Here is a 20,418-nt window from a genome sequence, read left to right on the forward strand (position 1 = left end):
CCGCCCTTCACCGCCATGGCGATGTCCCGGAGGGCGGCGATGAAGAGGTCGAGCGAGGCCTTGGACTCCGACTCAGTCGGCTCGATCAGCATCGCGCCGTGCACCACCAGAGGGAAATACACCGTAATCGGGTGGTAGCCCTCATCGATCATCGCCTTGGCCACGACGAGCGTCGTGACCTCGGTGCCGTGGAGCCAGCGATCGTCGAACAGCACCTCGTGCATGCAGGGCTTGTCGCCGAACGGGAGGCTCATCAGGTCCGACAGGCAGGCCCGCACGTAATTGGCGTTGAGCACCGCGTCTTCGGAGGCCTGCCGCATGCCGTCGCCGCCATGCGACAACATGTAGGCGAGCGCCCGCACGAACATGCCCATCTGGCCGTGGAACGCGGTCATGCGGCCGAAGGGAGCGGCATCTCCGGCCTGGTCGGCATCCTCCACCAGCTCGAGGCCGCCCTCGCCCTGGCGGATGAAGGGCACGGGCGCGTAGGCGGCCAGCCGCTCCGACAGCACCACCGGACCGGCCCCGGGCCCGCCTCCCCCATGCGGGGTCGAGAAGGTCTTGTGCAGGTTGATGTGCATGGCGTCGACGCCGAGGTCGCCGGGCCGCACCTTGCCCACGATGGCGTTGAAATTGGCGCCGTCGCAATAGAAGTAGCCGCCGCATTCGTGCAGCGCGTCGGCGATCAGCTTGGCGCGCGGCTCGAACAGCCCGCAGGTGTTCGGGTTGGTCAGCATGATGGCCGCGATGTCCGGCCCGAGCAGCGGCAGCACATCGGCAATGTGGACCCAACCATCCTCGCGGGCCGGCACGGGCTTCACCTTGAAGCCGATCAGCGCCGCGGTCGCCGGGTTGGTGCCGTGCGCGGAATCGGGGACCAGCACGACATTGCGGGTCTCGGCCTCGCCACGCGCGGCAATCGCCGCCTTGATGGCCATCATGCCGAGCAGTTCGCCATGGGCGCCGGCCTTGGGCTGGAGCGCCACGGCCGGCATGCCGGTCAGTGTGGTCAGGTACCGGGCGAGTTCGTTCATCAGCTCGAGCGCACCCCGCACGGTTGAGACCGGCTGCAGCGGGTGGATGTCGCCGAAGCCCGGCAGGCGGGCCATGCGCTCGTTCAGCCGGGCATTGTGCTTCATGGTGCAGGAGCCGAGCGGGAACAGGCCCGTATCGATGCCGTAATTCTGCTGACTGAGCCGCACGAAGTGCCGCATCGTTTCCGGCTCCGACAGGCCCGGAAGGCCGATCGGGGCCTGACGCTTCAGGCCGCCGAGCCGGGGCTCGTGGGGCGCCGGTTCGTCGAGGTCGACGCCGGTCGAGTCGAGCCGGCCGATCTCGAACAGGAGCGGCTCTTCCTGGGCGAGCGCGCGGTTGCCCGTGAAGGTCGCGTGCGGGGCCCGCGTGGGCGCGCCGGCCCGGGCGGCCGGGCGCTCCCCGTCCGGGGTTCCGGAGGGGGCCGGCTGGTCGGCAACAGGCTGAGGGGTGGTCGGACGACCTTGGCGGTTCAGCATGGGCGAGATTCCGTGTCGGGATACGCAACTCGGGACGGCGTTGCCGAACGGCAGTGCGGTCCGAGGGCGGTGGAGGCGTCGAGACTCGAGGCCGGGGCGCTGCTGCGCCCCGCGGCGGAGATGCGGGACATGGCGGCGGCCATCCGGGACGCGCCGGGGAACCCGGCGGTCCGGCCGAGGCTGGATGGGGCCGGCCTTGGGCTCATCGGGACAGCACGTCCCTCAGCCCGTCGGCCAGGGCGGCCCGGTCGGCGTCGGTGTTCACCTCGGTGGAAGCGACCAGTAGGAGGTCGTCGAGGCCCTGGCCCGGCAGCAGACGCGAGACCGGCACGCCGGCCAGGATACCGCCGTCGGCCAGCGTCTCGACCACCGCGGCGGCGGGCCGCGGCAGCCGGATCGTGAACTCGTTGAAGAAGGTCGTGTTGAGGACCTCGACGCCGGGCACGCCGGCCAGCAGGTCCGCGAGCTGCACCGCCGCCGCATGATTCACCCGGGCGAGCCGGCCGAGGCCCTTCTCGCCGAGCAGCGTCATGTGGATCGTGAAGGCCAGGCAGCAGAGGCCGGAATTGGTGCAGATGTTGGAGGTCGCCTTGTCGCGGCGGATATGCTGCTCGCGCGTCGACAGGGTCAGCACGAAGCCGCGGCGGCCGTCGCCGTCCACGGTCTCGCCGCACAGCCGCCCGGGCATCTGCCGCACGTATTTGGCGCGGGTGGCGAACAGCCCGACATAGGGCCCGCCGAAGGAGAGGGCGTTGCCGATGGACTGCCCCTCGGCCACCACGATGTCGGCCCCCATCGCGCCGGGCGATTCGAGCAGACCGAAGGAGATCGCCTCGGTGACGACGGCGATCAGCAGCGCCCCATTCCGGTGCGCCGCCTCGGCCAACGGGCGCAGGTCGCGCAAATTGCCGAACACATCGGGCGTCTGAACCACGACGCAGGAGGTGCGTCCGTCGATCGCGGCGGCGAGGTCCTCCACCGCCCGAACATCGGGCGGCAGCGACACGACCTCGTCGCCCGACATCTCGGACATGGTCCGGACCGTCTCGGCGTAATGGGCGTGCAGGCCACCGGACAGCACCGCGCGGCGACGCTTGGTGACCCGGTGGGCCATCAGCACCGCCTCAGCCGTGCCCGTGGAGCCGTCGTACATGGAGGCGTTGGCCACCTCCATGCCGGTCAGCGCCGCGACCTGCGTCTGGAACTCGAACAGGTATTGCAGCGTGCCCTGCGCGATCTCGGGCTGGTAGGGCGTGTAGCTGGTGAGAAACTCGGAGCGCTGGATCAGGTGATCCACGCTTGCCGGCACGTGGTGCTTGTAGGCTCCGGCGCCGACAAAGAACGGGACCGAGCCGGCCGGGACGTTACGCGCGGCCATGCGGCCGAGAATACGCTCGACCTCCATCTCGCCCCGGTGGCGTGGAAGGTCGGGCGCTGCAGGCATAAGGGCGTCGGCCGGCACGTCCGCGAACAGGGCATCCACGGAGGAAACGCCGATCCGAGCGAGCATCAGCTCCCTGTCCTGGCCGGTGAGAGGCAGGTAACGCATCGTAGGGGACCTCGACGTCAGCCGCCCGGCCGGGCGGAAGCCTGGGCCTGGGCGTGGCTGCGGGTTCCGGCTTGCGCCGGGGTGAGCGGGATGGAGGGGCTGCGCCCGGCGCGGGCGGGGCCCCCGGGGCGGGCCGAGCGCGGGCGGCGCCTTCCCGGGATGGCCGAACAGAGGCTCCGCCACGGGCCGCTGCCGCCGGCGAAGCGTTCAGCGCTTCGCCGGTCCTGCAGGGCGGCCCGATGGCGGTCAGACACGGCCGCTAGCTGATCGAGGCCACGAAGGCCGCGTAGTCCTGTTCCGACATCAGCCCGTCGAGCTCGGCCGGGTCGGACAGCTGCAGCTTGAGAAACCAGCCGCTGCCCGCCGGGTCGTCGTTGACGGCGTTCGGCGCGGCCTCGAGCTCGCCATTCACCGCCGTGACGGTGCCCGAGACCGGGGCAAACACCTCGCTCGCGGCCTTCACGCTCTCGACCACCGCGGCTTCGTCGCCGCGCGCCAGCACGCGGCCAAGTTCGGGCAGCTCCACATGGACGACATCGCCGAGCTGCGACTGGGCGTAATCGGTGATGCCGACCGTGCCGACGTCACCCTCCACACGAACGTATTCGTGGTCCTTGGTGTAGCGAACGCTCATGTAATCCTCAGCGTTTGTAGCGGTGGGGGACGAAGGGCATCGGGACGACCCGGCCCTGGAGAGTGCGGCCGCGCACGACCAGGCCGAGCGCGGTGCCGGGGGCGGCGAATTCGGGCACGACGTAGCCCATGGCGATCGGCGCGCCGACCGTGGGGGCGAAGCCGCCGGACGTGACCTGCCCGATCAGTTCCCCGGCCGCGTCGAGGATGTCGGCGTGTTCGCGGGCCGGCGTGCGGCCTTCCAGCAGGATGCCGACCCGCCGGCGGACGGGCCCGCCCGCGATCTCCTGGCCGATGCGAATCTGACCCGGGAACCCGCCCTCCTGCCGGCGCCGCTTGGCGATGGACCAAGTGAGCCCGGCCTCCACCGGCGAGGTCTCCTGATTGATGTCGTGCCCGTACAGCGGCAGCCCCGCCTCGAGGCGCAGCGAATCGCGGGCGCCGAGGCCGATCGGCCGCACGCGCTCGTCGCCGAGAAGCCGGGTCCAGAGCGCGACGGCATCCTCGGCCGCGACGGAGATCTCGAAGCCGTCCTCGCCCGTATAGCCGGACCGGCTGAGCGCGACCGGGATGCCGGCCAGCACCGCCGTCCCGGTCTGCATGAAGGCCATGGCGGCCGTCTCCGGCGCGAGCTCGGCCACCACCTCGGCGGCCCGGGGCCCCTGCAGGGCGAGGAGCCCGCGCTCGGGCATCTGCTCCAGCACTACGTCCGCCGGCAGATGGGCGTTCATGAGCCGGAAATCGGCATCCTTGGTGCCGGCGTTGACGACCAGCAGGATCTCGCCCGGACGGTCCGGGGCGGCCGGACGGGCGACCATCAGGTCGTCCACGATGCCGCCTTCCTCGTTCAGGATCTGCGTGTAGCGTTGCTGGCCCGGCCGCAGGCCCAGGATGTCGGCCGCCACCAGGGTCTCGAGAGCGCGCGCGGCGGTCTCGAAATCAGGTCCGACCAGGCGGGCCTGACCCATATGCGAGACGTCGAACAGGCCCGCGCTCGTGCGCGTCCAGACATGCTCAGCGAGGATCCCGGACGGGTACTGCACCGGCATCAGGTAGCCGGCGAAGGGCACCATGCGGGCGCCGGCCGCGCGGTGCGCGGCGGCGAGCGCCGTCTCCGCCAGGGGCGCCTCCGCCTGAGGGGCCCGAGTCTCCGAACTCTGTGAATCGACCATCTTTGACCCCGGACACGGCTGCGCTGCCCTCCTGCAGAGCGACGGAGCGTCGCGACTGCCTGAAGTGCGCCCCCTCTGTCCCGGGACCTGAGAGATTTCCCCGCGCCGTACGGCCCAGGTTACCCCCTTCGGTGGGCGGCGCCGTGGCGCGCCGCCGCTTTCCAGAGTGTCATCTCCCGCGCGGTCCGTGGGCCTGAGCGTTTCCGGGGCGGTTGCGCCTTCGGCGTCGTCCGTGGCGTGAGGCCACGGCCGAACTCTCCCGCGGGGATCATCGACCCCGGCACCTTAGGAAAGCACCATGACCCGGTCAATGCGAGGCTGCCGCGCTTCGGCCTTACGGTGGGGTAAGCTGGGGGAATGATTCCCAGACGCTCAGCCCTTCTCGCCCTGACGGCCGCCCTCACCTTGCGCCAGGCCCACGGCCAATCGGCCGCCAACCAATGGTTCCCTCTGCAGGGGGACGAGGGCCACCCGGTGCCGAACGGGCGCGCGCCGATCGAACTCGTGGAAGAGATCGAAGACCTGCGCGGCGCGATCTGGTCCGGCCCGCCCACGGCGGCGGTGAAACTGGTCGAGTTCTACGACTACAACTGCCCCTGGTGCCGGGCGGCCTCCGCGGCCCGCGACGGCCTGCGGTCCACGGAATCGGACCTCAGAATCGGATTGGTCAACAACCCGATTCTCTCGCCCCGCTCCGCCGACGCGGCCCGGGTCGACCTCGCGGTGTTGAAGCTCGCCGGCGCGGGTGCGTCCTACCGGCTGCATCGGCGGCTGTTTGAGCGACCGGGGCCGATCGGGCGCGACCAGGCGCTGGAGGCGGCGGCTGCGCTCGGCTTCGACCGGGCCGCCGTCGAGACCCTGTCGGGTTCGGCCGAGATCCAGGCGACCCTGCAGCAGCAGATGTCGCTCGCCGCCTCGCTCGGCATCGCGGCCACGCCGTCCTACGTGATCGGCGGCGCCACGGTGCTGGGCTATCCGGGACCGAAGACGCTTGCCGGCATCGTGGCCTCGGCGCGGCGCTGCGGCCTGATCAGCTGCTAGAGCTCAGCCGCGGCGTCGGCGCGGGCTGGCCACCGCCGCGCCGCCGAGCCCGACCTCGATCTCGAATTCGCCCGTGCCGGGCGGGACGATGAGGTCGCTTTCGACCGCCATAAAGGCGGCCTGGGTGTCGTTGCTCGGGATCACCACGGACACGCGACGCACGCGGCTGGCCAGAACCTGATCGCCCCGCTTGATCGCAAAGGACACCGGAACGTCGAACCGGCCGCCGCCGGCGCCGCCGGCGCCGAGCAGAGCCCGGCCTTCGACCCCGACCTTGACGGCGATGGCCCCGCCGTCCCGCTCGATGCATTCACGCGCGACGTTGGCGATGGAGATTTGGCTCGAGCCCCGCCGCAACGCGGCCCCGCCATCCGCGACGGTCACGCCCGGGCAGTCCCGCGCCTCCATGACGGTGGTGCGGGCCAACGGCGGCTCGGTCGTGCTGCCGTAGGCGAACATGTTCGCCAGCGTCGACCCGCCCTCCGCCACGCCCGGCACCGAGGAGCAGCCCGTAAGGGCAGCGCAGGAGGCGAGGAGAGCCGCCCTGGCGGCAGTGCTCGGCGACAGGAGGCGCATGGCTGCAATTCTCACGGCAAGGCGTCGTAACCGGGCCCAAACCCCTCGAGCGAGACGGGGATGCCCACGCCTTCCTCCGGCGTCTGGAAGACGATGAAAGTGGCCTGCTTGCCGCCCTTGAGCTGGTTCAGGAGGGTGTCCTCCATGACCACCTCGGCGACGCAGCCCGTGGTGAGGCAGCGCACGAACCCCGCCCGGCCCACGTCGACGTTGTCGATCTTCAATCCGAGCCCGGCCGGAAGCAGCACGCCGAGCGGTGCCACCACGCGCAGGAGGCGGCTCTTGTTGTCGGCGGTCTTGAGCACGATCACCAGGAGCGTGATGTTCGGCCGGTCCTCGGCCGCCACGTTCTGCACAAGCGCGCATTGCTCGGCCTGGGCCCCGGCCGGCGTTTCACATCGGAGCTGCCAGTCGTTGAAGGAGTTGCGCACCACGCCCTGGGCTGCGGCAGGCGGCGGCGAGGCGAGACACGCCGCGATTCCTGCCATGACCCAGCCGACCCACCTTCCGGCGCATCCTTGCGACGCCCGACTCCCCAGCATACGGTTCCCTTCCCGCCCCCTCGACGGCCTGGCTTCAAGGCGAGTTCACGACCATGGCGGGGGTAGGCTGTCAAGCATCGCGGACCCGAGGCCCGGGCCTTGTGACGCAGAACGGGTCCGCGCCGGCGTGATTGCGTCCGCTTCCCCGTTGTGATCTTAAACGGGTCGAAAGTACGGCGCCGCGGCGCGTGCTGGCGCTCCGGCGCGCCTTGGGCCCGCCGGGCTCCAGATTGCAGCGTCGAGCCGAACCCGCAGGTCTCGAGAGGGTCTGAGATCGTGAGAGTGTGGTCATCAATCTTCGGGGCCGGGATCGGCGGTCTCGCGCTTGCGGCGGCCGGCACGGCCATGGCGGCTGGAACGGGGCAGCCGGAGCCCTGGCAGATCGCGATGCAGACCCCGGTGACCCCGCTGGCGGCTGAGGCCCATTCCTTCCACACCCTTCTGATGTGGCTGATCACGCTGATCACGGTCTTTGTGGCCGGGCTGATCGGCTATTGCATGTTTCGGTTCAACGAAAAGGCGAACCCGACCCCCTCCAAGACCGCGCACAACACGGCGATCGAGATCGCCTGGACGGTTGTGCCGGTGCTGATCTTGGTCCTGATCGCGATCCCGTCCTTCCGGCTGCTGCGCGGCCAGTTGATCATCCCGCCCGCCGACATCACCATCAAGGCCGTCGGCAATTCCTGGTTCTGGGGCTACGAGTACCAGGGCGACAAGGAGGGCAAGGGTGGCTTCAAGTTCGACGCGAACCTCGTCGAAGAGAAGGACCTGAAGCCCGGGCAGGTGCGCCTGCTCTCCACCGACAACGACGTCGTGGTTCCGATCAACAAGGTGGTCCGCCTCCAGACCACGTCGGCCGATGTGCTCCATTCATGGGGCGTGCCCTCGCTGGGCTTCACCATGGACGCCGTCCCCGGCCGGCTGAACGAGATCTGGTTCAAGATCGACCGCGAGGGCGTCTTCCACGGCCAGTGCCGGGAGCTCTGCGGCCAGCGCCACGCCTACATGCCGATCACGGTCCGGGCCGTGAGCGAGGCCGAGTACGACAAGTGGGTGGCCGAGGCCCGCACCAAGTTCGCCTCGACCGACCCCGTCCCGACCGGGCCGGCGCGCAAGCTCGCCGACGCCGCCCGGAACTGATTCAGACAGAGAACGAGGACCGAAGGGTCTCCAGATGGCACACGCTGCTCACGCCGACCACGCTCACGCACACGAGCACCACACGCCGACCGGCTGGCGGCGCTGGATGTACTCGACCAATCACAAGGACATCGGGACCCTCTACCTGATCTTCTCGTTCTGCGCCGGCCTGGTCGGCGCGGCGCTGTCGATCGGCATGCGTCTCGAGCTGCAGGAACCCGGGCTGCAGATCTTCTCCAACCCGCAGACCTACAACGTGTTCGTGACGGGCCACGGCCTGATCATGGTGTTCTTTCTGGTCATGCCGGCGCTGATCGGCGGCTTCGGCAACTGGTTCGTGCCGCTGATGATCGGGGCGCCCGACATGGCGTTCCCGCGCATGAACAACATCTCGTTCTGGCTGACGGTGTCGGGCTTCGCCCTGCTCATCCTGTCGCTGTTCTTCGAGGGCGCCCCCGGCTCGCTCGGCTTCGGCGGCGGCTGGACGGTGTACCCGCCCCTGTCGACCACGGGGCATCCCGGGCCGGCGCTCGATTTCGGCATCCTGTCGCTGCACCTTGCCGGCGCGGCCTCGATCCTGGGCGCGATCAACTTCATCACCACGATCCTGAACATGCGCGCCCCGGGCATGACGCTGCACAAGATGCCGCTGTTCGCCTGGTCGATCCTGGTGACCGCCTTCCTGCTGCTGCTGTCGCTGCCGGTCCTCGCCGGCGCGATCACCATGCTGCTGACCGACCGCAACTTCGGGACAACCTTCTTCGACCCGGCCGGCGGCGGTGACCCGATCCTGTACCAGCACCTGTTCTGGTTCTTCGGTCACCCCGAAGTGTACATCATGATCCTGCCGGCCTTCGGCATCGTGTCCCACATCGTGTCGACCTTCTCCAAGAAGCCGATCTTCGGCTATCTCGGCATGGCCTACGCGATGGTCGCGATCGGGGTCGTCGGCTTCGTCGTGTGGGCGCACCACATGTACACGGTCGGCCTGTCGCTGCAGACGCAGGCCTATTTCGTCTTCGCCACCATGGTCATCGCGGTGCCGACGGGCGTGAAGATCTTTTCCTGGATCGCGACCATGTGGGGCGGCTCCATCCGCTTCTCGGCCGCCATGCACTGGGCGATCGGCTTCATCTTCCTGTTCACGGTCGGCGGCGTCACGGGCGTCGTGCTCGCCAATGCCGGCATCGACCGCTACATGCACGACACCTATTACGTGGAGGCGCACTTCCACTACGTGCAGTCGCTCGGCGCCGAGTTCATGATCTTCGGCGGCATCTACTACTGGTTCCCGAAGATGTCGGGCCGCATCATCCCCGAGAGGATCGGCATCCTGCACTTCTGGATCTCGTTCATCGGCGCGAACATCCTGTTCTTCCCGATGCACTTCCTGGGCCTCGCCGGCATGCCGCGCCGCTACGCGGATTATCCGGATGCCTTCGTGGGCTGGAACCGGGTGGCGTCCTTCGGCTCCTACATGTTCGCCCTGGGGCTCCTGGTGTTCCTGTACGGTCTGTGGCGCGCCTTCTCGTCCCGTGAGCAGGCGGCGAACAGCCCCTGGGGCGCCGGCGCGACGACGCTCGAGTGGACGCTGTCGTCCCCGCCGCCGTTCCACCAGTACGAGACGCTGCCGGTCATCGCCGACACGGAGCATCATTGACGGGCGCGTTCGCCGCCCCGCCGCGCTCTCGCCCCTGAGAGCGCGGACGTCCGGATCGAAACGATGACCACGCTCACAGACACCCTCACCCCGCCGCCTGCCGCCCTCGGTGGCGCCGGCGAGGTGCGAGACTACTTCGCCCTGCTGAAGCCGCGGGTGATGTCGCTCGTGGTCTTCACGGCCCTTGTCGGCATGCTGGTCACTCCGTCCGGCGTTCACCCCGTGCTCGCGGCGGCCTCGCTGCTGATGATCGCCATCGGGGCCGGCGCATCCGGCTGCCTGAACATGTGGTGGGATGCCGATATCGACGCGGTGATGACCCGCACGCGGACACGGCCGATCCCGGCCGGCCGCATCACCGGGGGCGAAGCCTTCAGTTTCGGCACCGCCCTGTCGATCGGCTCGGTGCTGGCGCTCGGCCTGATCGCGAACTGGCTCGCCGCCGGGCTCCTCGCCTTCACGATCCTGTTCTACGTCGTCCTCTACTCGATGGGCCTGAAGCGGCTCACCGCCCAGAACATCGTGATCGGCGGCGCCGCCGGCGCGCTGCCTCCGGTGATCGGGCAGGCCGCCGTGACCGGCACCGTGCATCTCGACACGATCGTCCTCTTCCTGATCATCTTCGTCTGGACACCGCCGCACTTCTGGGCGCTCGCGCTCGTGAAATCCGGCGAGTACGGCCGCGCCGGAATCCCGATGCTGCCGAACGTGGCCGGACCGGATTCGACCCGCCGGCAGATCCTCGCCTACACGCTGCTGCTGGTGCCGCTGGCGCTCTCCCCCGTGTGGCTCGGCTTCGGCGGCCTCGCCTATCTGGTGGTCGGCGCGATCTCCGGGGCCGGCATGCTGGCGCTCGCCGTGAAGGTGTTCGTGCGCCGCACCGGCGACGCCGGGAACCGGGCCGCCATGGAGCTGTTCGGCTTCTCCATCCTGTATCTCCTGCTTCTGTTCGCGACCCTGCTGGCGGAGCACGCGTTCGGCCTGTTCCGGGCCGTCCCGTGGGTGTTCGCGTGAGCGGCGCCGATCCCACACGCCGGGGCGGGTCCGACGGAGCTCCGCCCTCCCCTCCCCTGTCGCGCGCCGATATGCGGCGCCGGCGCTCGCGATCGATCGCGATCGCCGTCTCGCTCGCCGTGATGGTCCTGATCTTCTACGCGGTGACGATCGTGAAGCTCGGACCCCAGGTTTTGGTGAGGCCGATATGACGGCGCCCGTGCGCATCCCCACCGCCGTCGGCAACCAGCGGGCCCGCCGGCTCACCCTGGTCCTGTGCGGCTCCCTGGCGCTCGCCATGGTGGGCGCGGCCTACGCCGCCGTGCCGCTCTACGACCTGTTCTGCCGGGTGACCGGCTTCGACGGGACCCCGGTGGCGCGCTCTACAGAGGCGTCCGAAACGTTGACCCGCACCGTCAAGGTGCGGTTCGACAGCAATGTCGCGCCCGGTCTCGGCTGGAGCTTCAGCCCGGAACTGCGCGAGATTGAGGTCCGCATCGGCGAGACCCAGACGGTCTTCTTCCGGGTGAAGAACGAGGGCACGAGACTCAGCCGCGGGGTCGCGACCTACAACGTGCAGCCCGGGCAGGCCGGGGCCTTCTTCGTGAAGATGAAGTGCTTCTGCTTCGACGAGCAGGCGCTCGCTGCGGGCGAGACGATGGACTTCCCGGTCGTGTTCTATATCGATCCGGCGCTCACGAAGGACCGGAATCTCGACGAGTTGTCGACCATCACCCTGTCCTACACCTATTTTGCCTCCCGCAACGGCGCACCCGTGGCGAGCACGAGCAAACCGCAGCTGTGACGTGACAACGCCACGTCCTGCGAACTAAGACGTTTACCGAGCGAGCGAAGGGTTTTAGCGGCCATGGCGGACGCCACACACGATGTGAAGCACGACTATCACCTGGTCGACCCGAGCCCGTGGCCGCTGATCGGCGCAGGCGCTGCCTTCGTCATGGCGGTCGGGCTCGTGATGACCATGAAGGGCCTCGGCCCGGAGAGCTTCAAGCTCGGGCCCTACGTGCTCGGGGCTGGCCTCCTCGGCGTCCTCTACGTGATGATGAGCTGGTGGAGCGACGTCGCCTACGAGGCCGGTCCCGGCCATCACCACACCCGCGTGGTGCAGCTGCATCACCGCTACGGCATGATGATGTTCATCGCCTCCGAGGTGATGTTCTTCGTCGCCTGGTTCTGGGCCTATTTCGACGCCGCGCTCTATCCGGCCGATCCGCTGCAATATCTCCGCGCCGAGAAGCTCGGCGCCTGGCCGCCGAAGGGGATCGAAACCTTCGACCCCTGGCACCTGCCGCTGCTCAACACGCTGATCCTGCTCACGTCGGGCACCACGGTCACCTGGGCTCACCATGCCCTGCTCGAGGGCGACCGGCAGGGCGTGAAGCAGGCGCTGTGGCTGACCGTTGTGCTCGGCGTGCTGTTCACGGTCTGCCAGATTTTCGAGTACAGCCACGCGGCGTTCGGCTTCTCCGGCCACATTTACGGCGCCACTTTCTTCATGGCGACGGGGTTCCACGGCTTCCACGTGGTGATCGGCACCATCTTCCTGGCCGTGTGCCTGCTGCGGGTTTATTGGGGCCAGTTCACGCCGACCCAGCATCTCGGCTTCGAATTCGCGGCCTGGTACTGGCATTTCGTCGACGTGGTGTGGCTGTTCCTGTTCGCCGCCATCTACGTCTGGGGATCGGGCGGCTCGGTCGCAGCGCACTGACGAAACGCCTTTCGGACACCATATATACGGGGCGGCTTCGGCCGCCCCTTTTCGTTGCAGGGCACCGCCCCGGAGTTGTTTTTGGTCTACGATCGCTCAACGCCGCCCGCCACCTCGACGGGCCTGCGCGGCCGCTGCCCTCGTTGCGGACGCGGCCACCTCTTTCAGGGTTTCCTCACGGTCCGGCCCCGCTGCGAAGCCTGTGGGCTGGATTTCGCGTTCGCCGATTCCGGCGACGGCCCGGCCTTCTTTGTGATGAGCCTGGTCGGCATCGTCGTGGTGGCGCTGGCGATGATGGTGGAATTTTCCTACCAGCCGCCGCTCTGGGTGCACGCCCTGCTGTGGCTCCCGGCCACCTTGGGGCTGAGCCTGCTCCTGGTGCGGCCGGCAAAGGGGCTCCTCATCGCCCTGCAATTCGGCCGCAAGGCTGAGGAGGGCCGGCTCCGCTCGTGACGGCACCGGCCGCCCGGCGCCCGCTCGGCGCCCGCATCGCCTCCCTGTGGCTCCCTGCCCTCTTCGCCGGCGGGGCGCTGGCCACGCTTCTCTCGCTCGGGTTCTGGCAACTCGAGCGGTTGAGCTGGAAGGAGGCCCTGATCGGCCAGATCGCGGCCCGGGCCCACGGGCCGGCGGGGGAGATCGTGCCGGAAGCCGCATGGCCGGGCTGGCGCGCCGCCGACGACGAGTTCCGCCGCGTCCAAGTCCGCGGCACCTTTCTGTCCGATCTCACCGTGCCGGTGATCGGCCTCGCCGAACAGCGGCCCGGCCAGGCGGTGCAGGGCGTGTACCTGTTCACCCCGCTCCGACGCCCGGACGGGTCGATCGTCGTCGTCAATCGGGGCTTCGTGCCGACCGAAAAGCGGAACGAGACGGGCACCGCCGCCCCAGCCGGAGATGTGCAGATCACCGGGCTCGTGCGGGCGCCGGAGGACCGCACCCTGTTCGTGCCCGAGAACGATCCCGCGCGCGATCGCTGGTTCGTCCGCAGCCTCGGTGACATGGTTCGGGCCAAGGGGCTCACGCGCGTGGCGCCGTTCTATATCGACGCGGATGCGGGCGCGGAGCCCAGCGGGTGGCCGCGCGGAGGCCAGACCCCGCTGAAGTTGCGCAACAACCACCTGGGCTATGCGCTGACCTGGTTCGGCCTCGCGCTGACGCTGGTCGGGGTCTTCGGAGCTTTCGTCTGGCGGCGGCTGCAGGATGCGGACGCGGCCTCAGCCGGCGAGCTTGAGCCCCAGGATGCCGGCCACGATCAGGCCGATGCAGGCGAGCCGCCAAGCTGTGGCGGGATCACCGAACAGCACCATGCCGCAGACCGCCGCCCCGACCGTGCCGATGCCGGTCCAGACCGCATAGGCGGTCCCGAGCGGTAGCTCCTTGAGAGCCACGCCGAGCAGAACCACGCTCGCCACCATGCTGACGAGCGTCAACGCCGCCGGGACGGGCCGGCTGAGCCCGTCCGAATATTTCAGGCCGACGGCCCAGCCGATCTCCAGCAGGCCGGCGGCGAAGAGGATGAGCCAGTTCACGACGCCGGCACCCTAGCAGGCACCGGCGCCGGGCGCATGCCCAGACAGCAAACCCCGTGGGGTTAGCGGGTCAGCCGACGGATGATGCGGCGCTCGGCGCGGGCGCGGCGATGGGCGCGCATGTCGCGGCGGACCTCGCGACGAATGGCCCTGCGGCGCATCTCCCTGCGATACCCATATTGCACCGGGACGATGTCGGCCGGAACGCTGGCGCCGAGCGGAGAGCTGGCGGGGATCGGGGCGGCCTGAGCCGAGAGGCCAAAACCGGCAAGTCCGACAGAAATGACCAGAGCTGAAAGGGTCAATCGCATGAGGGTTCTCCTATGGTGCTCCGCCGGGGCCCTCGGCCGGCGGTGGAGCAACGAGGACAAACGACCGGCGACCCGAATGGTTGCCCCTTCGCGGGCGATTTGATCCGAGCGGTGGGCGGGCGGCCCTTGCGGAGCCGGCCGCGCCGCTCCCGTCTTGACCTCGCGCCCCAACGCCCGCAGCAGGACACGATGCGACATATCTCGACGCGCGGCGACGCGCCGGCGCTTTCCTTCACCGACGCCATGCTGGCCGGGCTCGCCCGCGACGGCGGCCTGTACGTCCCCGAGAGCTGGCCCCAGCTCGGCCAGGCCGAGATCGCGGCCTTCGCGGGACGGCCCTACGCGGAGGTCGCCGAGGCCGTGCTCTCCCGCCTCACTGGCGGGGAGTTCGAGCCCGCGACCCTGCGGGCCATGGTGGAAGCGGCCTATGCCACCTTCCGCCACCCCGCGGTCTGCCCGCTCGTCCAGATCGGCGACAACCTGTTCGTGCAGGAACTCTTCCACGGTCCCACGCTCGCCTTCAAGGACGTGGCCATGCAGCTTCTCGGCCGCATGATGGACGGCGCCCTCGCCGCCCGCGGCCGGCGCGCCACCATCGTGGGGGCGACCTCCGGCGACACCGGCAGCGCCGCGGTCTCGGCCTTCGAGGGCTCAGAGCGGGTGGACGTGTTCATCCTGTATCCGCACGGGCGGGTGTCGGAGGTGCAACGGCGGCAGATGACGAGTGTCGCGGCCCCCAACGTCCATGCGCTGGCGGTCGAGGGGTCGTTTGACGATTGCCAGGCGATCGTGAAGGCGCTGTTCGGCCGCCTTCCCTTCCGGGACGAGATGCAGCTCTCGGGGGTCAACTCCATCAACTGGGCCCGCATCGCCGCCCAGGCGGTCTATTACGTGACGGCCGCGGTGGCGCTTGGGGCGCCGCACCGGCCGGTCTCGTTCTCGGTTCCAACCGGAAACTTCGGCGACGTCCTGGCCGGCTGGGTGGCCAAGCGCATGGGCCTCCCGGTCGACCGGCTCCTGGTCGCCACCAACGCCAACGACATCCTGCCCCGCACCCTGGCGAGCGGCCGCTACGAAGTGGCCGGAGTGGTGCCGACAACGTCCCCGTCGATGGACATCCAGATCTCCTCGAATTTCGAGCGGCTCCTATTCGAGGCGCATGGGCGGGATGCCGCCTCAGTGCGGCGGCTCATGTCCGGGCTCGCTCAGTCGGGCAGCTTCACCGTGGGCCACGAGCCTCTCGCGGCCATTCGCCAGGACATCGACGGCCGGGCGGTGTCCGAGGCGGATGTCGAGGGGGAAATCCGCCGGACCTGGCGCGAGGCCGGCTACCTGCTCGATCCCCACACCGCCATCGCGGTCTCGGCCGCCCGGGCCCGCCTGGCTGCCGACCCGGGCGTCCCAATGGTCGCGCTCGCGACCGCGCACCCGGCCAAGTTTCCGGACGCGGTCGAGCGAGCGACCGGCCTGCGGCCAGCCTTGCCGCCGCATCTCGCCGACCTCCTGACCCGGCCGGAGCGCCTCAGCGTCCTTCCGAACGACGTCACGGCCGTGGAAAGCTTCATCCGGCGTGAGGCGCGGGCCGTCCGGGACCCGGCCGCGTGAGCCGCCCGGAAGCGTCGGAGCCGGACATCCGCACGGCCCAGCTGGCGAACGGCATCACGGTCGTGACCGAGGCTCTGCCCGGTGTGAAGACCGCCACCGTGGGGATCTGGGTCGCGGCCGGGTCGCGCCACGAGCGCGAGAACGAGCACGGCCTGTCCCACCTGATCGAGCACATGGCCTTCAAGGGCACCGAGCGGCGGAGCGCCCGCCGGATCGCGGAGGACATCGAGAACGTCGGCGGCGAGATCAACGCCGCGACCTCCACCGAGCTCACCAGCTACACGGCCCGGGTCCTCGGCGAGCATGCCGGGCTCGCTCTGGACGTGCTCGGGGACATCCTGACCGCGTCGGTGTTCGACAAGGTCGAACTCGCCCGGGAGGTGAACGTCATCCTCCAGGAATACGCGGCCGTGGAGGACACGCCGGACGACGTCGTCATGGACGCCTTCATGGAGCAGGCCTTTGCCGGGCAGGCGATCGGGCGGCCCATCCTGGGCCGGCCGGAAACCATCGGCAGCTTCGATGCCGCCGCCATCCAGGCCTTCATGGCGCGCGAATACACGCCGGGCCGCATGGTTGTGGCCGCTGCGGGCGCGGTGGAGCACGAGGCGATTCTGGCGGAAGCCGAACGGGCCTTCGGGGCCATCCAGCCCCGCACGGCACCCGAGCTCCCCGTCGCCACTTATACGGGCGGCGAGAAGCGCCTCCGCCGCAAGCTCGAACAGGCCAACGTGGTGATCGGCCTACCGGGCGTGTCGTTCCGCGACCCGACCTATTTCAGCACCCACATGTTCGCCCAGGCCCTCGGCGGCGGCCTGACCTCGCGGCTCTGGCACGAGGTCCGCGAGACCCGGGGCCTCGCCTATTCCATCGACGCCTTCCACTGGCCCTTCAGCGATAGCGGCCTGTTCGGCATCGGGGCTGGGACTTCCCGGGAGGATTTGCCGGAGCTGATGGATGTCGTGACCGCGACCTCACGGGCGCTCGCGGCCGCTATCGAGGCCGAGGAACTGACCCGCGCCAAGGCCCAGCTCAAGGTCTCCCTCCTGGCCGCTCTCGAAACACCGGGCGGCCGCATCGAGCGGGCGGCCCGGCAGCTTCTCGCCTGGGGCCGCATCATTCCGGCCGAGGACACCGTCGCCCTCGTGGACGCCGTCACCCTCGACGACGTGCGTGAGGCCGGCCGGCGCGTTCTCGACGGCCCGGTCACCGTCGCGGCGATCGGACCCGTTCGCAGCCTGCCGACCGCCGCCCGGATCGCCTCGGCTTTCCGGGCCTGACCCTCTTTCAGCCGCAAAGACCCGGCACCCAGTCAAACCACTTTCCCCCGTCCGGTTTCCGGCTCGGCGATTTGCCCCGCGCTCGCCTTGCTGCCGGGGAGGTCCGCCGTTACGGAGGCCGGAGCCGGACCAGCCCCGGACCCGTCCACACGTTGCGATCGCTCCCGCTCCTCGCCGCGCTTCTCGTCGCATGTCTCGGCACGGTCCTGCTGCCGCGGCCGGCTGCCGCCGTGGAGGCCGTGCGGGTGACGCCCCAGAACGTCGCGATCGATCTCACGCCGATGATCGAGCGCTACAATTCGAGTGGCGACCTCATTCAGATCTCCACGGCCCCCGGGCGTGACGGCATCGTCCGGCGCATCGCGGTCAAGGCGCGCGAATCCGGCACGAGCCCGGGCTGGATCGCCTTCGCACTCACCAATTCCTCGGACGAGCAGATCGAGCGCCTGCTCGTCGCGCCGCATTTCCGGCTGGTCGGCTCCGGCCTCGTCTGGCCCGATCTGGGCGCCACCCGGATCGCCGCCATCACGGCCAGCGAAGGCATCCGGCCGGAGCGGGAGCCGGCCCCCGACGCAGACCTGTTTCAGATCACGCTCGACCCCGGCACCACGGTCACCTTCGTGGCCGAGCTGGCCACCGCCGACGTCGGCCAAGTCTACTTGTGGGAGGCCGAGGCCTACAAGCAGAAGTTGAACGGCCTGACCCTCTACAAGGGCATCATCATCGGCATCGCGGGGCTGCTGGCGCTGTTCCTGACCATCGTGTTCGTGGTCAAGGGCGCCCTGGTCTTCCCGGCCGCGGCCGCGCTCGCCTGGTCGGTGCTGGCCTATGCCTGTATCGATTTCGGCTTCTTCCAGCGGGTGTTTCCGCTCGCCGAACAATCCGAGCGCATCTATCGGGCCGGCGCTGAGGCGGTGCTGGCCGCGACCCTGCTCGTGTTCCTGTTCGCCTATCTCAACCTCAACCGCTGGCACGTGCGCTACTCGACGGTCAGCCTCTTCCTGCTCGTCTTCCTGGCTGCCCTGATCGGCCTCTCCGTGGTCGATCCCCAGGTGGCGGCCGGGGTCGCCCGCATCTCCATCGCGGTGCTGGCGGTGGTCGGGCTGATCCTGGTTCTCAACCTCGCCTTTCACGGCTTCGACCGTGCCATCATGCTGATTCCGACCTGGCTGCTGCTGGTCGTGTGGGTCGGCGCGGCCGGGCTCACGGTGATGGGCCAACTCCGCAACGACCTGGTCCAACCAGCCCTGATCGGGGGCCTCGTCCTCATCGTCATGCTGATCGGCTTTACGGTCATGCAGCATGCCTTTTCCGGCGGAACCATCGCGGGTTCGCTGGGCGGGGACGCCGAGCGCCGCGCCCTCGCGCTGACCGGCTCCGGCGACCTCGTCTTTGACTGGGACGTGACCGCCGACCGGGTCTGGGTGTCCGCCGAGCTGGAACAAAGCCTGGGCCTCAAGCGGGGGACCCTGGCCGGGGGCGCGAGCGACTGGCTCGACCATGTCCATGATCAGGACCGCGAGAAATACAGAGCCGCGCTCGACGGCGTGATCGAGAATCGGCGCGGCCGCCTGGCCCAGGATTTCAGGCTGCGGGCCTCCGCCGGAACCTACCATTGGTACCGCCTCAAGGCCCGGCCGGTGGTGGGCAGCGGCGGCGAGGTGATCCGCATCATCGGAACGCTGTCCGACGTCACCCAGAGCAAGACTGCGGAGGAGCGGCTCCTGCACGATGCGGTGCACGACAACCTGACGGGGCTGCCGAACCGGCACCTGTTCGTGGACCGGCTCGACGCGGTGCTGGCCATGACCAGCGGCGACGACACGTTCCGACCGACCGTGATCGCCATCGACCTCGACCGCTTCCGACACGTCAACGACTCGGTCGGTCACGCGGCCGGCGACTCCATCCTGCTCACCGCCTCGCGCAGGCTGTCCCGCCTCGTGCGGCCGCAGGATACGGTGGCCAGAGTGGCGGGCGACGAGTTCGCGATCCTGCTGCTCTCGGAGGGCCGGGAGGAGCGCATCGACATCCTGGCCGAGCAGATCCGCCAGACCGTCTCGGCCCCGATCACCTACGCCGAGCGGGAGGTGTTCCTGACGGCCTCGATCGGCATAGCCCGGCATGACCCAGCGGCCCGGGTCAAGGCCGAGGACGTCGTCCGCACGGCCGAAATCGCGGTGGCCCATGCCAAGCGGCTGGGTGGGGACCAGGTCGAGCGGTTCGACCCCTCCATGCGGCAGACGCGAAACAGCGACCGCCTCGGGCTCGAGGCCGACCTGCGCCGCGCCATCGACCGCGACGAACTGCGGGTCGCCTTCCAGCCCATCGTGCGGCTGGAGGACCGGACCATCGCCGGCTTCGAGGCGCTGTTGCGGTGGGATCACCCCCGCTTCGGGGCCATCGGGCCGCAGACCTTCATCCCGATCGCCGAGGAGACCGGCCTCATCGTCGATCTCGGCCTGTTCGCGCTGGAGCGCACCGCCAAGGAGCTCGCGGCCTGGCAGAGGGCGCTCGAGGTCGACCCGCCGATCTTCGCCTCCGTCAACGTCTCCAGCCGCCAGTTGCTGAAGCAGGACCTCCTGCACGATCTCAAGACGGTGATCGCCCGCACGGGCGTCGCGCCGGGTTCGCTCAAGCTGGAGCTGACGGAGAGCCTGGTGATGGAGAACCCGGAATACGCGGCCCAGATCCTGAACCGCATCCGCGACCTCGGGGCCGGCCTGTCGCTGGACGATTTCGGCACGGGCTATTCCGCGCTGTCCTACCTGCAGCGCTTCCCGTTCGACACGATCAAGATCGACCAGAGCTTCGTGCGCGACCTCGCCCACGGCAAGCCGGTGATCCTGCGCTCCATCGTCAAGCTGGCCCAGGAGCTCGGCATGGACGTGGTGGCCGAGGGCGCCGAGAGCGAGTCCGAGGCGATCGAGCTGTACCATATGGGCTGCGACTACGCGCAGGGCTTCGTCTTCGGCGAACCCATGACGATGGCCCAGGCCCGCCAGCTCGTCGGGGCCTCCGCGCCCGTCGCCTGACGGAGCGGCAGCCCAAGGATCCTGTGATCCGGGCATCCGGTCGTCCGAGGATCCGGGTTTCCTGCGATCCTGTCACGGTTCGCGCTGCCAGCCGATCGCCCGAGGGCCGCCG

18 protein-coding genes, 1 pseudogene and 1 riboswitch are annotated in these 20,418 nt (G+C 69.5%); of the genes and pseudogenes, 11 read left to right on the forward strand and 8 right to left on the reverse strand.

Annotated elements, in window-relative coordinates:
* The 4 genes from gcvPB to gcvT form a co-directional block, all read right to left on the reverse strand.
* Positions 1-1,511, reverse strand: a 1,511-nt coding sequence (gene gcvPB, locus JWR86_RS17590) for an aminomethyl-transferring glycine dehydrogenase subunit GcvPB (protein ID WP_299567856.1), incomplete at its 3' end; no start/stop codon positions are given.
* Positions 1,512-1,713: 202 nt separating this feature from the next.
* Positions 1,714-3,060, reverse strand: a complete 1,347-nt coding sequence (gene gcvPA / locus JWR86_RS17595; RefSeq protein WP_299567858.1) for an aminomethyl-transferring glycine dehydrogenase subunit GcvPA — start codon at positions 3,058-3,060, stop codon at positions 1,714-1,716.
* 259 nt (positions 3,061-3,319) lie between these two features.
* Positions 3,320-3,694, reverse strand: a complete 375-nt coding sequence (gene gcvH / locus JWR86_RS17600; RefSeq protein WP_299567860.1) for a glycine cleavage system protein GcvH — start codon at positions 3,692-3,694, stop codon at positions 3,320-3,322.
* 7 nt (positions 3,695-3,701) lie between these two features.
* Entirely contained in the window at positions 3,702-4,865 is a 1,164-nt protein-coding gene (gcvT, locus tag JWR86_RS17605) for a glycine cleavage system aminomethyltransferase GcvT (protein ID WP_299567862.1), read from the reverse strand.
* Between the two features lie 171 nt (positions 4,866-5,036).
* Positions 5,037-5,137: riboswitch (glycine riboswitch) on the reverse strand.
* 85 nt (positions 5,138-5,222) lie between these two features.
* Between gcvT and JWR86_RS17610 the strand changes: the two genes are divergently transcribed.
* Positions 5,223-5,906 (forward strand): DsbA family protein, encoded by a 684-nt coding sequence (locus JWR86_RS17610; protein ID WP_299567865.1) that lies wholly within the window; start codon positions 5,223-5,225, stop codon positions 5,904-5,906.
* 3 nt (positions 5,907-5,909) lie between these two features.
* Here the strand turns inward: JWR86_RS17610 and JWR86_RS17615 are convergent, their stop codons facing one another.
* Together JWR86_RS17615 and JWR86_RS17620 are read right to left on the reverse strand one after the other, a co-directional pair.
* Entirely contained in the window at positions 5,910-6,497 is a 588-nt protein-coding gene (locus JWR86_RS17615; RefSeq protein ID WP_299567867.1) for a hypothetical protein, read from the reverse strand.
* Positions 6,494-6,970: an invasion associated locus B family protein gene (locus JWR86_RS17620; protein ID WP_299567869.1), complete on the reverse strand. Its 477-nt coding sequence runs from the start codon at positions 6,968-6,970 to the stop codon at positions 6,494-6,496. The genes JWR86_RS17615 and JWR86_RS17620 overlap by 4 nt, the downstream gene beginning before the upstream one ends.
* Positions 6,971-7,369: 399 nt before the next feature.
* Between JWR86_RS17620 and coxB the strand changes: the two genes are divergently transcribed.
* The 7 genes and pseudogenes from coxB to JWR86_RS17655 form a co-directional block, all read left to right on the forward strand.
* Positions 7,370-8,167, forward strand: coding sequence for a cytochrome c oxidase subunit II (gene coxB / locus JWR86_RS17625; protein ID WP_299567919.1), 798 nt, complete (start codon positions 7,370-7,372; stop codon positions 8,165-8,167).
* A gap of 34 nt (positions 8,168-8,201) precedes the next feature.
* On the forward strand, positions 8,202-9,827 hold the full coding sequence (gene ctaD / locus JWR86_RS17630) for a cytochrome c oxidase subunit I (RefSeq protein WP_299567871.1): 1,626 nt from the start codon (positions 8,202-8,204) through the stop codon (positions 9,825-9,827).
* 63 nt (positions 9,828-9,890) lie between these two features.
* Complete coding sequence (locus tag JWR86_RS17635; protein WP_299567873.1) at positions 9,891-10,841, forward strand: heme o synthase; 951 nt, start codon at positions 9,891-9,893, stop codon at positions 10,839-10,841.
* A 187-nt stretch (positions 10,842-11,028) separates the two neighbouring features.
* Positions 11,029-11,625 carry a cytochrome c oxidase assembly protein gene (locus tag JWR86_RS17640; protein WP_299567876.1) on the forward strand — a complete coding sequence of 199 codons (597 nt, stop codon included), beginning with the start codon at positions 11,029-11,031 and terminating at the stop codon, positions 11,623-11,625.
* Between the two features lie 63 nt (positions 11,626-11,688).
* Complete coding sequence (locus tag JWR86_RS17645) at positions 11,689-12,549, forward strand: cytochrome c oxidase subunit 3 (protein WP_299567878.1); 861 nt, start codon at positions 11,689-11,691, stop codon at positions 12,547-12,549.
* Positions 12,550-12,630: 81 nt separating this feature from the next.
* On the forward strand, positions 12,631-13,002 hold the full coding sequence (locus JWR86_RS17650; protein WP_299567880.1) for a DUF983 domain-containing protein: 372 nt from the start codon (positions 12,631-12,633) through the stop codon (positions 13,000-13,002).
* Positions 12,999-13,688, forward strand: a pseudogene (locus JWR86_RS17655) (SURF1 family protein); the annotation flags it as partial. The gene JWR86_RS17650 and the pseudogene JWR86_RS17655, both read left to right, overlap by 4 nt.
* Before the next feature lie 72 nt (positions 13,689-13,760).
* Here JWR86_RS17655 and sugE read toward each other — a convergent pair.
* Together sugE and JWR86_RS17665 are read right to left on the reverse strand one after the other, a co-directional pair.
* Positions 13,761-14,075 (reverse strand): quaternary ammonium compound efflux SMR transporter SugE, encoded by a 315-nt coding sequence (gene sugE, locus JWR86_RS17660; RefSeq protein ID WP_299567882.1) that lies wholly within the window; start codon positions 14,073-14,075, stop codon positions 13,761-13,763.
* Between the two features lie 62 nt (positions 14,076-14,137).
* Complete coding sequence (locus JWR86_RS17665; RefSeq protein ID WP_299567884.1) at positions 14,138-14,386, reverse strand: hypothetical protein; 249 nt, start codon at positions 14,384-14,386, stop codon at positions 14,138-14,140.
* 189 nt (positions 14,387-14,575) lie between these two features.
* Between JWR86_RS17665 and thrC the strand changes: the two genes are divergently transcribed.
* The 3 genes from thrC (at position 14,576) to JWR86_RS17680 (ending at position 20,306) form a co-directional block, all read left to right on the forward strand.
* Entirely contained in the window at positions 14,576-15,991 is a 1,416-nt protein-coding gene (gene thrC, locus JWR86_RS17670; protein WP_299567886.1) for a threonine synthase, read from the forward strand.
* On the forward strand, positions 15,988-17,271 hold the full coding sequence (locus tag JWR86_RS17675) for a pitrilysin family protein (protein ID WP_299567888.1): 1,284 nt from the start codon (positions 15,988-15,990) through the stop codon (positions 17,269-17,271). The genes thrC and JWR86_RS17675 overlap by 4 nt, the downstream gene beginning before the upstream one ends.
* 152 nt (positions 17,272-17,423) lie before the next feature.
* A complete protein-coding gene (locus JWR86_RS17680) occupies positions 17,424-20,306 on the forward strand; it encodes an EAL domain-containing protein (protein ID WP_299567890.1) in 2,883 nt (960 codons plus the stop codon).
* Positions 20,307-20,418 lie beyond the last annotated feature (112 nt).

The organism is Enterovirga sp., assembly GCF_028290205.1.
In the GTDB taxonomy this organism is placed as follows: Bacteria; Pseudomonadota; Alphaproteobacteria; order Rhizobiales; family Beijerinckiaceae; genus Enterovirga.

What these genes read in the sequence shown, in the direction of transcription:
- JWR86_RS17620 (WP_299567869.1), bottom strand. Translation starts at nt 6,970, where the DNA reads ATGGCAGGAATCGCGGCGTGTCTCGCCTCGCCGCCGCCTGCCGCAGCC.
- thrC (WP_299567886.1), top strand. Translation starts at nt 14,576, where the DNA reads ATGCGACATATCTCGACGCGCGGCGACGCGCCGGCGCTTTCCTTCACC.
- ctaD (WP_299567871.1), top strand. Translation starts at nt 8,202, where the DNA reads ATGGCACACGCTGCTCACGCCGACCACGCTCACGCACACGAGCACCAC.
- gcvPA (WP_299567858.1), bottom strand. Translation starts at nt 3,060, where the DNA reads ATGCGTTACCTGCCTCTCACCGGCCAGGACAGGGAGCTGATGCTCGCT.
- gcvH (WP_299567860.1), bottom strand. Translation starts at nt 3,694, where the DNA reads ATGAGCGTTCGCTACACCAAGGACCACGAATACGTTCGTGTGGAGGGT.
- gcvT (WP_299567862.1), bottom strand. Translation starts at nt 4,865, where the DNA reads ATGGTCGATTCACAGAGTTCGGAGACTCGGGCCCCTCAGGCGGAGGCG.
- JWR86_RS17610 (WP_299567865.1), top strand. Translation starts at nt 5,223, where the DNA reads ATGATTCCCAGACGCTCAGCCCTTCTCGCCCTGACGGCCGCCCTCACC.
- JWR86_RS17645 (WP_299567878.1), top strand. Translation starts at nt 11,689, where the DNA reads ATGGCGGACGCCACACACGATGTGAAGCACGACTATCACCTGGTCGAC.
- JWR86_RS17665 (WP_299567884.1), bottom strand. Translation starts at nt 14,386, where the DNA reads ATGCGATTGACCCTTTCAGCTCTGGTCATTTCTGTCGGACTTGCCGGT.
- JWR86_RS17640 (WP_299567876.1), top strand. Translation starts at nt 11,029, where the DNA reads ATGACGGCGCCCGTGCGCATCCCCACCGCCGTCGGCAACCAGCGGGCC.
- coxB (WP_299567919.1), top strand. Translation starts at nt 7,370, where the DNA reads ATGGCGGCTGGAACGGGGCAGCCGGAGCCCTGGCAGATCGCGATGCAG.
- JWR86_RS17635 (WP_299567873.1), top strand. Translation starts at nt 9,891, where the DNA reads ATGACCACGCTCACAGACACCCTCACCCCGCCGCCTGCCGCCCTCGGT.